This window comes from Pontibacter lucknowensis, from assembly GCF_900156415.1.
GTDB classification, from domain to species: domain Bacteria; phylum Bacteroidota; class Bacteroidia; order Cytophagales; family Hymenobacteraceae; genus Pontibacter; species Pontibacter lucknowensis.
Map to the genome: position 1 here is coordinate 810,431 of NZ_FTNM01000001.1, position 11,533 is coordinate 821,963.

General features: G+C 51.6%; 12 protein-coding genes. 7 read left to right on the top strand and 5 right to left on the bottom strand.

Annotated elements, in window-relative coordinates; genetic code table 11:
- Positions 1-16 precede the first annotated feature (16 nt).
- Positions 17-739 carry a YceI family protein gene (locus BW972_RS03620; RefSeq protein WP_159439841.1) on the top strand — a complete coding sequence of 241 codons (723 nt, stop codon included), beginning with the start codon at positions 17-19 and terminating at the stop codon, positions 737-739.
- 127 nt (positions 740-866) lie between these two features.
- Positions 867-1,412 (top strand): DUF6992 family protein, encoded by a 546-nt coding sequence (locus BW972_RS03625; RefSeq protein WP_234986284.1) that lies wholly within the window; start codon positions 867-869, stop codon positions 1,410-1,412.
- An 81-nt stretch (positions 1,413-1,493) separates the two neighbouring features.
- Here the strand turns inward: BW972_RS03625 and BW972_RS03630 are convergent, their stop codons facing one another.
- A complete protein-coding gene (locus BW972_RS03630) occupies positions 1,494-2,051 on the bottom strand; it encodes a type 1 glutamine amidotransferase domain-containing protein (RefSeq protein WP_076421101.1) in 558 nt (185 codons plus the stop codon).
- Positions 2,052-2,167: 116 nt separating this feature from the next.
- On the opposite strand from BW972_RS03630, the gene BW972_RS03635 reads away from it, so the two are divergent.
- Both BW972_RS03635 and BW972_RS03640 read left to right on the top strand, forming a co-directional pair.
- Positions 2,168-2,665: a TlpA disulfide reductase family protein gene (locus tag BW972_RS03635; protein WP_234986285.1), complete on the top strand. Its 498-nt coding sequence runs from the start codon at positions 2,168-2,170 to the stop codon at positions 2,663-2,665.
- Positions 2,666-2,674: 9 nt separating this feature from the next.
- Positions 2,675-3,310, top strand: a complete 636-nt coding sequence (locus tag BW972_RS03640; RefSeq protein ID WP_076421103.1) for a thioredoxin family protein — start codon at positions 2,675-2,677, stop codon at positions 3,308-3,310.
- A 2-nt stretch (positions 3,311-3,312) separates the two neighbouring features.
- Here the strand turns inward: BW972_RS03640 and BW972_RS03645 are convergent, their stop codons facing one another.
- A complete protein-coding gene (locus tag BW972_RS03645) occupies positions 3,313-3,690 on the bottom strand; it encodes a hypothetical protein (RefSeq protein ID WP_007652319.1) in 378 nt (125 codons plus the stop codon).
- 290 nt (positions 3,691-3,980) lie between these two features.
- On the opposite strand from BW972_RS03645, the gene BW972_RS03650 reads away from it, so the two are divergent.
- The 3 genes from BW972_RS03650 (at position 3,981) to BW972_RS03660 (ending at position 6,479) form a co-directional block, all read left to right on the top strand.
- Positions 3,981-4,601 (top strand): C40 family peptidase, encoded by a 621-nt coding sequence (locus BW972_RS03650; protein ID WP_076421476.1) that lies wholly within the window; start codon positions 3,981-3,983, stop codon positions 4,599-4,601.
- 180 nt (positions 4,602-4,781) lie between these two features.
- On the top strand, positions 4,782-5,474 hold the full coding sequence (locus BW972_RS03655; protein WP_076421105.1) for a YkvA family protein: 693 nt from the start codon (positions 4,782-4,784) through the stop codon (positions 5,472-5,474).
- 264 nt (positions 5,475-5,738) lie between these two features.
- Positions 5,739-6,479 (top strand): M48 family metallopeptidase, encoded by a 741-nt coding sequence (locus BW972_RS03660; protein ID WP_007652316.1) that lies wholly within the window; start codon positions 5,739-5,741, stop codon positions 6,477-6,479.
- A gap of 174 nt (positions 6,480-6,653) precedes the next feature.
- Here BW972_RS03660 and BW972_RS03665 read toward each other — a convergent pair whose 3' ends face one another.
- Genes BW972_RS03665 through BW972_RS03675 form a run of 3 tightly spaced genes read right to left on the bottom strand, consistent with a single transcriptional unit; the run spans position 6,654 to position 11,517 of the window.
- Positions 6,654-6,911 carry an acyl carrier protein gene (locus tag BW972_RS03665; RefSeq protein WP_076421107.1) on the bottom strand — a complete coding sequence of 86 codons (258 nt, stop codon included), beginning with the start codon at positions 6,909-6,911 and terminating at the stop codon, positions 6,654-6,656.
- Between the two features lie 4 nt (positions 6,912-6,915).
- Positions 6,916-10,350 (bottom strand): efflux RND transporter permease subunit, encoded by a 3,435-nt coding sequence (locus BW972_RS03670; protein ID WP_076421109.1) that lies wholly within the window; start codon positions 10,348-10,350, stop codon positions 6,916-6,918.
- A gap of 18 nt (positions 10,351-10,368) precedes the next feature.
- A complete protein-coding gene (locus BW972_RS03675) occupies positions 10,369-11,517 on the bottom strand; it encodes an efflux RND transporter periplasmic adaptor subunit (protein WP_076421111.1) in 1,149 nt (382 codons plus the stop codon).
- Between the last annotated feature and the right edge of the window lie 16 nt (positions 11,518-11,533).

The following is an 11,533-nucleotide window of genomic DNA, read 5'->3' on the forward strand; positions in this document are numbered from 1 at the left end:
CACAGCGCTTACACTTATGAACACGCACAGACTACAACCGCTCTATACCCTACTTTGGGCCTTCCTGGCATTTGCTGGCATGGCCTGCGACACTACCGTAAAAACCGATGAAGCAGAAGTGGGCGCTGCCGTTCGGGCTCTCAGCCCCGGCATGCCCGACCAGATATTTGAGCTGGACACAGCCAAAAGCACCGTTACCTGGATAGGCGCTAAAGTGACAGGACGCCACAATGGCCTCATCCCAATCAGAGAAGGCACGATCACACTGCACGATGGCAAGCCCCATGGCGGCAAGGCAGTCTTCGATATGACCAATGTGCGCTCGGATGACAAGTCAATTGACGAGGCAGGAAACAAAAAACTGACAAAGCACCTGCGCTCCGAGGACTTTTTTGACGTGCAACAGCATCCCATTGCCTCCTTTGTGATCACCTCTATCGTACCTTATGACAGCACGGAGCGCCAGGACGCCCTTGCCCTTCCCGACAACACAAAACAGCTGCGCATCAAAAACCCGAATCACAAAGTGACAGGGAACCTTACTATTACAGGCATCACCAAGAGCATCAGCTTTCCTGCCCTTATTGAGTTGGAAGACTCTGTGCTGCGCGCCAAAGCTAATTTCAACATTGACCGCACCCACTGGAAACTTACCTACGGCTCAGACCAGTCGCTCGGGAACAGGACTATTTACCCATCCGTCAATATTGGACTTGACATAGTGGCTCGCAGGCAATAAACTAGCTAACAAACACTTACACCCATAGTTGCGTTACAGCAATTGTACTGTTCCGACATTTATTACCGCTCAGCTATGCTAAACTCACCCGTAATACGTTCCTACACAAACCATTTGTGAACATATTATGAGAAAATACCTTTGCCTGTTGCCTCTTTTGCTACTCTGTCTCACGGCCAACGCCCAGGGCAGCGCCATAGCGGCATTTAACTTGAAACAGGCAGAGACGCTGAAATTCGGCATGTTGGCACTGGGTGTCTGGGCACTTATCAACATACTGATCAGCAGTATCAAACTAACCAAGTCTTCGCGCAACAAGCGTTACTTTTTCCAGATGAACATTTACTGGAACATCGTCAACATGATCATTGCAGGCGGATCACTCTATTTTATACTCTCAGTTGACTCTAGTGTCCGATCACTATCTGAAACGGTTGCTTTCCACTACTGGACGCTCAAGCTGCTATACCTGAGCATTGGCCTGGACTTTGCGTTTCTGATGCTGGCAGCTTACCTGAAAGAACGATCGCTGAGTTCGCCAAAAGCAGAGCAGTACCTGGGCTATGGGCAGTCTATCACTCTGCAGGGGCTGTTTTTACTGGTGCTCGATATCACGCTGGCTGTACTGCTGGAAGGCCGGGCTGAGCTGTTACTGTCTCTTATCCAAAACTAAAGTTATAAATCTAAAAAAAGCCGCTGCGCTATACCCAAACAGGTATGGCGCAGCGGTTTTTTGTTATCCCCCGGTGCTTGCTTAACGCGGCTCGTGGCGACCCTCTGCAAACTCCTCAATGATCTTTTTATTGAAGGCAGGTATATCGTCCGGGTTGCGGCTGGTGACCAGGCCATTGTCCACTACCACTTCCTGATCCACCCACTCAGCTCCTGCGTTCTTCAGGTCAGTCTTTAGCGTATGGTAGCTGGTCATTTTCTTGCCCTGCAACTTGCCGGTTTCGATCAGGGTCCACGGGCCGTGGCAGATGGCAGCTACCGGCTTGCCGCTTTCCATGAACTTACTCACAAAGTTTACCACCTTGTCGTTGGCCCGCAGCTTATCGGGACTCATCACACCGCCGGGCAGCAGCAGCCCGTTATAATCGTCAGCGTTCACATTATCGATGGTCTTGTCCACTTTGAATTTATCGCCCCAGTCCGTGTGGTCCCAGCCTTTCACTTCACCGTCTTTCAGGGCGATGATGTGGGTCTGGGCACCGGCTTCTTCCAGCGCTTTTTTGGGTTCGGTGAACTCCACCTGCTCAAATCCGTCGGTTACTACTATTGCTATCTTTTTTCCTTCCAGTTTATTAGCCATTCTAAGTTCGTTTTTTTAGTTTAACATTCGTATAGTTTATTCAAAACGATTTAGAGGGCAAATTGTTAGAAGGCAGCATGCAGCAATAGCCCTGCTGTGTATTTCGTTATCATTCCATGATGAAACATCTGAAGCAATTTATGCTGGCAATGGCCTTTGGCCTGCTGACAAGTACGGCAGCACTGGCACAGGAAGTCACGACCATTAAGTTTGACCAGTTGCAGGAGTTGCGCCAGTCGCCGCACGACACCCTGTATGTGGTGAACTTCTGGGCCACGTGGTGCAAGCCCTGCATCAAAGAGATGCCTTATTTCGAAGCTGCCCACGCCAAGTACAAAGACCAGCCGGTGCGTGTGATCCTGGTAAGCATGGATGCCGTGCAGGACAAAGAGAAGCGGGTGATGCCTTTTGTGCAGAAGCGCAAGCTGCAGTCGCGGCTATACCTGCTTGACGAGCCAGACGGCAACACCTGGATCGACCGCATTGAGCCGAAGTGGTCGGGCGCCATACCTGCCACCATGTTCTTCAACAACAAGCGTGGACAGTACGAGTTTATAGAGCGTGAAATCTCGGAGCAGGAGCTACAGGAACTGATCAACAAGTATAAACCATAATCTATCACTATGAAGAATAACCGAATCCCGCTTCTTTACATGGCATGCCTGCTGTTGGTGGGCGTGCTGATGGCAGCTATACCTGCCTCCAACAACTCCGGCTACCAGGTAGGCGATACGGCCCGCGACTTCAAACTGAAGAACGTGGACGGCAAAATGGTTTCGATGAGCGACTACAAAGACGCCAAGGGCTTCATTGTGACGTTCACCTGCAACACCTGCCCTTACTCTGTGGCGTACGAAGATCGCATCATTGACTTGCACAACAAGTATGCGCCAAAAGGCTATCCGGTGATTGCCATCAACCCGAACGATGTACAGTTATCGCCGAAGGACTCTTACAAGCACATGCAGGTGCGCGCAAAAGAGAAGAGCTTCCCGTTCCCATACGTGTATGACGAAACGCAGGAAATTACCAAAGCCTACGGAGCGACCCGCACGCCACACTTATATGTGGTACAGAAGCAGAAAGACGGCACTTTCAAGGTAGCCTACATTGGCACCATAGATGACAACTCTCGCGAGCCAAACAAGGTGCAGAAGAAGTACGCGGAAGCCGCTCTTGACGAACTGGTTGCCGGCAAAGCCGTGAGCCAGCCGAACACCAAAGCGATCGGCTGCACCATTAAGTGGCGCCAGGCATAGTTTCAGCTTTCCTTTCTGATATCAACAGGCAATGGCAGCTCGGTCGGTTTGATCGAGCTGTCTGCTTTTTGAGCCACAGGCAGATCAATTTCCCCTTTCAGGCCGGCAATGCGGGCCTCCACTTCATACTTGTTGTTGTAATAGCCCACCCGCATTGACTCGCGCAGGTATAGCCACAGGAACCGCAGATAGCCATGCTCCTGAAACTGCCGGATATGGCAGAGTTCGTGCGCCACCCAGCCTTTGTCACGCAGAAAAGAATCCCGCTTTACGCCGCTCAGGTGGATCGTTCGGCCCAGCACCATGGCCACATTACTGCTCTTGAGCACCAGGCGGGCGATGCGGGCAAAAGGGGAATTCTCAACAATTTTGTACTTCATTTTTGTAAGCTTATACCTGACACAACAGGTCATTTAGGTTACGTGCCCAGGCTATTATACGGGTAAACAGCTCTGAATAAAAAGTGAATAGTATGCCTTTCTCCAGTGAACATCAGCTATTTACCATATTGCCAGTCTAGAAAATTGTACTTACTTTTGCTCCCTGGTTCGCCATTTTAGGTTTGACGAACAGGTTGCAGGGTATAAAATGCAATACAAGACCTATACCACTCTACAACCATAAGGTGACAAAGTTTGCTGCTACGGCAGAGCTAAACATGCTAAACCCTATGACAAAAACAATCATACTGAGCGTACTGGCCCTGGTATCGATCGCTCTTTCTTTCTTCTACGAAGTAAAAAAGCCTGAGTCGACACCGGCTGAAACAGAAACGGCCAGCCTCATGCTATACCCGATCCAGACAGGAGAGGACATCGCGAGGGCACTACAACTACAGGTGCCGTCCCACCTGAGCGAACCCGTGGATTCGGCCTTCTACCACCGCTACTCCCGCAAACTCGGTCTCAAGCTCGACTACAGCGAAGATAAAGACCTGCTCGAGACCGTAAGCAAATGGATCGGCACCCCTTATAGCTATGGCAGCAACTCAAAACGAGGAACCGACTGCTCCGGCTTTGTAACCCGTATCTACAGCGACGTGTACGGCATCGACCTTAGCCGTAGCTCCCGCTCCATGTTCGACGACGTGACCCGTATCCGCAAAGACAGTGTGCGCACCGGTGATCTTGTCTTTTTCCGTCGCAGTCCCAGGCAGCCGATCTTTCATGTGGGCATCTACCTCAAAGACAACAAGTTTGTGCACTCCGCCACAAGCGGTGGCGTTATGATCAGTTCCCTCAAGGAGCCTTATTACCGCAACTACTACTACGCTGCCGGCCGGGTTGACTAGAGCTATACCTTGTATCATAGATTTTGAGGACGGGCAGCTATACCAGCGCCCGTTTTTTCATTTGCGGTGTATAACAAAATTACTTGTAGCAGGGTATAGGAAGGTTGTTCGGAGTTGAGCAACTTGCGCCCGATTTGACAAACAGCCGAAGCAGGTGCTATACAAAATCACACATACCTTATGACAGATCAGAACACTCAGAATCAGCAACAGCAGAGCCCGGACGGGAAAACCATTTCCCAGAGCCAGCTCTTCAAGAACATACTCAAAAAGGCAGAGAAGTATCTGGAGCATCCTTCGCAGGTTATCAGACTTTTGAACGACGCCTTCAAGAAAGCCACGGCCAAGAAAAGCTTGGGAACGATTGCGGGCGAGGTATGGGAAAGCTTCCAGGTTCTCTCGCACATGATCAGATCGGCGGTGAACGGGGAGTACAAAGGCATCCCAAATACAACATTGGTAGGTGGTGTGGCCGTTATTCTGTACTTCCTGATGCCAATCGACCTGATACCCGACTTTATACCTGTGATCGGTCTTTTGGACGATGCTACCCTATTAGCCTGGTTTATGACTAGCATCAAGTCAGAGCTCGACAAATTCAAGGAGTGGGACGAGGATCGCCAGGCCCGGCAGCAGTCGGTGCATACCATGGAGCCGCACCATGCTGACAGCTCTTTCGGCACGCCAAAGTACAGCGACCAGGCTGCTGACTCAACAGAGGTGCAGCACAACAGTCCAGCCCACACTTCGCAGGGGCACGGCTCCGAGGAACCAGGCCATCACGAGCCCATTGTGCGTGCCTCTACCACCGACAGCAGCCGCGTAGCCAAAAACCCACACGATGACATTCCGGAGGGCGGCAACATCCGTTAGCCTGCGTCACAGAAAAAACACATGAAAAGCTGCCTTTCAAGGCGGCTTTTTTTATGCCCCTGGTGCCTCCTGCAAGGGTGCAGCAGCAGGTTAAGTAACTGCATAACACAGCTTAAAAAAATACATAACGGCTACACAATATAGTACTATTCAAATACAGAAATCTGAAAAAATTTAGAAAAAAGCCGCTTATCTATTAGTTTCTTCAGGAATTAATTTTCTATATTTGGACTGATGATTGTGTATTTTTAACTTTTAGCCAAGGTGTCTTCATCATTTCTACGACTTACTTCTGTTAATCTTCACATCGACGGCATTGGGAAGGTTCTGATCGAACGCAGCGACAAAGCCAAGCGTCTTAGCATCAGCGTGCGCCCTATCAAAGGGGTGCGTGTAGCCGTTCCTCCGCACATCAGCTTCGAAAAAGCCGAGCAGCTTATTTATACCAAGAGCGATTGGATAAAGGAGCACCAGGCCCGCATGAAGCAGCAGGAGGCCCGCGTGACCATGTACGATGGCAACACTGATTTCAAGACCCGCTGCCATACCCTGCGCCTGCTCACGCATGCCCAGTATACCATGCGCTGCGTGATCGAGAACGGTTACATCAACGTGTTCTACCCGGCTTATAAGGACGTGCGCGACAACGAAGTGCAGAAGTTTATCCGCAAGTCGATCGAGGAGGCCTACCGCAAAGAGGCTAAAGCGTATCTGCCAGAGCGTGTCAGGTTCTTTGCCGACAAGTTTGGCTTCGATTACCAGAATGTGTTTATCAAAAACGCCAAGTCACGCTGGGGAAGCTGCTCACATACCAACAACATCAACCTCAACCTGCACCTGATGCGTCTGCCTGACTCACTTTGCGATTACGTGATCCTGCACGAGCTGGCGCATACCATCGAGAAAAATCATGGTCCGGGTTTCTGGGCATTGCTCGACAAGATATGTCCTAACTCCAAGGCACTCGACCAGAAACTGAAAGCTTACCGCATCTCTATCTATTAACCAATTATTGCCTATCGACAGAACGCTTACTACACGCATTATTTTCTGAAAACATACGCACAACGACGGCCACACAGGAACCTGATTCCACCTTCAGGGCTGTAGTTTTACCAAATAAAAAGCGGCCGGGGTTTGCACCCCGGCCGCTTCTGTTTATACTATTTATAAATTCGATCAGCTGGCTTTCTGCATCGCATGTGATGCTACAAAGTCCACAAAGTCGCCCACCGTGTTGATCGGAACTTCATCCGGAATGGTGATCTGGAAATTTTTTTCCAACTCCAGGATGATATCCACTACATCCACCGTATCAAAGCCGAAATCTTTTTCCAGACGGGCATTTACCTGCAAACGGGCAGGTCTAATCTCCTTGGTTTTGCTAATGATGCGGATTACCTCTCGCTCAATAGTCTTGTCTGTTGTTGCAATCATATATTTATAGGGTGTATTCTCTTACTACTTTTCCATTTACAGGTACCTCTGTTTCGTCCTGAGGTATAATTTTCACGCCTCCTGCCGGCTTTCTCTCTCCTTTTACCTTTGCTCTCAGTCTTTCATTGAGCAAGTACATCACCGGCACGATCAGGAGTGTGATGATAGTCGCAAATCCCAGGCCAAAGATGATCGTCCAGGCCAGCGGTCCCCAGAAGGCGGCACTATCGCCCCCCATAAAGAAGTTCGCTTTGAACTCCGTGAACAGGGTATAGAAGTTCAGGTTTATACCTAACGCCAAGGGTATCAAGCCTAGTATAGTCGCAGTCGCGGTCAGGAGCACCGGGTTCAGACGGGTCTTGCCTGCTTCCACGATTGCTTCTTTCAGGTCGCGCCCCTCTTCTATCAGCATGTCGGTGAACTCCACGATCAGGATACCGTTTTTCACCACAATACCCGCCAGAGCCACGATGCCTACACCGGTCATCACCACTGACACGTCCATCCCAAAGATGGAGAAGCCCAGCAACACGCCGATGATGCTAAAGAGCACTTCAGACAGGATGATGAACGGCTTCGAGACGGAGTTGAACTGTGTCACCAGCACCAGGAAGATGATCAGGAAGGCCGCCACCAGGGCAATCATCAGGAAGTTGGCTGTTTCCTCCTGCTCCTCCTGTTGTCCGCCCATGCTGATCTCAAATCCTTCCGGCGTTTCGAAATTCTGCAGCGAACTTCCGATGCTCTGCACCACCTCGTTGGCATTGTACCCGTCCAGCACGTTCGACTCCAGCGTTACCACGCGTTTGAGGTTTTTGCGCTTGATACCTCCGTATGAAGTACCGTACTCAATGCTCGCCAGCGACGAAAGCGGGATCTGGCGTACCTGCCCGCTGTTCATGTCGCGGTAAGTGATGCGCATGTCCAGCAAGGCATCAATGTTCTCGCGATAAGGCTCTGCATAGCGTACTTGTATCGGGTACTCTTCTTCGTCCAGCTTGAACTTAGAGGCCTCGTCGCCGAAAATGGCCGTGCGCAGTTCCATACCGATCTGCCCGGTGCTGATGCCTTCGCGGTTGGCACGCTCCCGGTCGATGTTGATGATGATCTCCGGTTTACTGTCTTCCAGGTCGCTGCGGAGTTCTTCTATACCACCAATCTGCTGCTGATCAATGTAAGCCTGCACTTGCTTTGACAGCGCCACCAGGCCTTCAAAGTCCTCTCCGGCTATCTCGATGCTGATCGGCTTACCTACCGGCGGGCCGTTCTGCTCTTTGTCGACCGTGATGTTGGTACCCGGTATACCACGCACCGCTTCGCGTATTTCGTTCATATACTCTTGCGTACTGCGCTCGCCGGTTCGGTATTGATACTCAACAAAGGCTACGGTAACCTTTCCTAAGTGAGATTGTGCGGTCACGCTGCGGTCGTTCTGGTCGCCGGCACCGATGGCCACATTGGAAATAACCGATTCAACGTCGCTGTTTTCGGCACCAATCACCCGATAGATGCGCTTCTCCACCTCACGTGTAACCGAGTCAGTCACAAGCTGATCCGTACCGACCGGCATGCTAATATAGGTATAGACAAAGTTCGGATCTGAATCCGGGAAGAATACTACTTTAGGTGCTCTTACTGCCGTCAGAAAAAAAGAGAAAATAAGTAGTACAAACATGCTCAGGAACATCCACACTGGCCGTCTGCCCATCAGCATCCAGCGCAGCAGGCGCTCGTAGCCGCGCATGAAGCGTGGCAGCGTTGTGTTTTGGAAACCGTGGATCATGCGACGGAAGACGAAGCGGTTAAGCAGCACCAATACCACCACCAGCATGATCAGGTTGGCCGTGCCATACCAGCCGGCCATGTACCCCACGATGGCCACCAGTGTGGCACCACCTATCAGTAACCAGAAGTTGCGACGTGCACGCGGTGCGATATCAGCCTCCTGCTCGTGCTCCCTCTTCATGAAAGAAGCCGCAAACACCGGGTTGATGATAAAGGCTACCAGCAATGACGCCATCAGTGTGACGATAAGCGTGATCGGCAGGTAGAACATGAACTTACCTACAATGCCCGGCCAGAAAGCCAGTGGCAGGAAGGGCGCCACCGTAGTCAGTGTACCCGCCAGCACGGGCACAAAAACCTCACCGGCCGCCAGTTTCGCTGACTTGATAATACCCAGATTGGACTGATGCAAAATGCGGTGCGTGTTCTCAATCACCACAATGGCATCGTCCACCACAATACCCAGTGCCAGCAGGAACGAGAAGAGCACGATCATGTTGAGCGAGAAGCCCAGCACCGGCATCAGCATAAAGGCGATGAACATGGAGATTGGCACCGACAGACCGACGAAAATGGCGTTGGTCGTGCCCATGAAGAACATCAGGATCAGGGTCACCAGCACGAAGCCGATGATGATCGTGTTGATCAGGTCGTTCAGGGTGTGGCGCGTCATCGTAGACTGATCACCTGTGATGGTCACCTTCAGGTCAGCCGGGAGCACGGTAGCCTGCATCTCCTCCACCATTTCGTGGATGTTGTCAGATGCCTGTATAAGGTTCTCGCCGCTTCGCTTGATTACGTTGAGCGTAATTACGGGCGCATTGTCCAGACGCGCAAAACTCTCCTGCTCTTCAAACCCTTCTTTTACCTCCGCGATTTCTTTCAGCTGGATATTTGCGCCGGACAGTGACTTTACCACGATATCCCCAATCTTATTCGGGTCGGTGTACTGGCCCACCACACGCACAGAGCGCTTCATCTCGCCTACCGATATATTGCCACCCGACACGGTAACGTTTTCAGAAGAAATGGCCCGGGCAATGTCAGCGAAGGTTACCTGTGCCACCTGCATTTTGTAGAGGTCCACGTTTACCTGCACCTCCTTGTCAAGAGCACCCACCATGTCCACGCGGGTGATCTCGGGCTGCGCTTCGATGCGGTCCTGTATATCCTCAGCATACTTTTTCAGGCGGTCGAGGCTGTAGTTGCCTGATACATTGAGGTACATGATCGGGAACTCAGAAAAGTTCACCTCCTGCACATTCGGGTCCTGGTCGAGGTCGGTCGGCAGGTCAGTGCGGGACTTATCTACAGCATCCTTTACCAGCTGCTTTGCCTCCACCACATCCACGTCGGTGTTGAATTCCACCGTGATCATCGAGAAGTCCTGAATAGAATTGGACGTCACCTTCTTCACTCCCGAAATAGCCTTCAGCTGCTTTTCGATGGGGCGGGTAACCAGGTTCTCGATATCGGCCGGCGACGTGCCCGGGTATACCGTGCCCACAAACACGGTCGGAATCACGATGTCAGGGAAATTCTCTTTCTGGAGCGTGATGTACGAGAAGATACCCCACACCGAGATGATGAGGGTAATGATGTAGATACTCGTCCTATTATCAATGGACCAATTGGTCGGCTTGAAATATTTCATAGTTTGCTGCTTAAAAGATTATTGCTGCGCAAGACGCTCCTGGTTGAAAACAACCGGCTGCCCTTCGTTCACACTCTGGTATCCTGCTGTAATGATGTAGTCTTGCGCTGTCAGTCCATTCAGCACTTCTACCTGCCCCTGGTAGTTCACGCCCGTCTCCACCTCTTTGCGGGTGGCCACATAGCGCTCGCCTTGTTTCTGGGCTACGTACACGTACTGTGATTTCTCGTCGCGCTGTACCAGGTTGACAGGTATAATGATGGCGTCTTCTTTGCGGTAGTCCTGTATGCGCACCACGGCCACCAGGTTCGGACGCAGCTCTACGTCCACTTTCTTCGGCCGGAGCTCGATCATGAAGGTGCGGCTGCTCGGGTTGATGAAGCTGCTCACCACATCCACCGTGGCGCTGATCTCCTGGTTCAGGTCCGGGAAGCGTATCAAAGCTTCGTCGCCTTTGCTGATCTTGGTCAGGTAAGCCTCAGATACCTCTGCCACAATCTTAGAGCCATTGGTGTTGACCACCCGGATGATGCCCACCCCCGGCGACACGGCCTCCCCGGCATTCGGAATCACGTTGTCTACCACACCGCTCACCGGAGCTTTCACGTTATATTGGTCACGCTGCTGCTGCAGCGTAGCCAGACTGCGCTCCAGGGCCTCTTTGTTATTTTTGGCAGTCAGAAACTGCATCTCAGTGCCAATCTTCTGGTCCCAAAGGTTTTTCTGGCGTTCGTAGGCCACGTTGGCCAGTTCCAGACGGGTACGCACCTCGGCTATGTTCTGCTCGAGCACCTGCGCATCGATGGTGGCCATGGTCTGCCCCTTCGTCACCTTGTCACCGCGCTTCACCCGAACGCTTGTCAGCACGCCCGGTACTTTGGCACTAACCAGCACGTTCTGATCGAAGTCTACACGGCCCTGCACCTCCAGGTAGTGACGGAACGTGTCCTGCTGCACCTGCGCTACGGTTACCGGCACAGTCTTTCTCTCAACTGGTCCGCCCTTGCCTTCTGTCTTTAGCTCTGCTTCCAGCTGTGCGATCTGCTCCTGCAGCTCCGTTTGCTGTTTCTTCAGTTCTGCCAGTTGCGCTTCTTTGTCGCTGCCCTGGTTACAGGCGGCCAGGCTAAGGAACAGGGCAAGCGATGAAACTCCAAATATCTTTTTCATGATAAGTCGTGTGTTA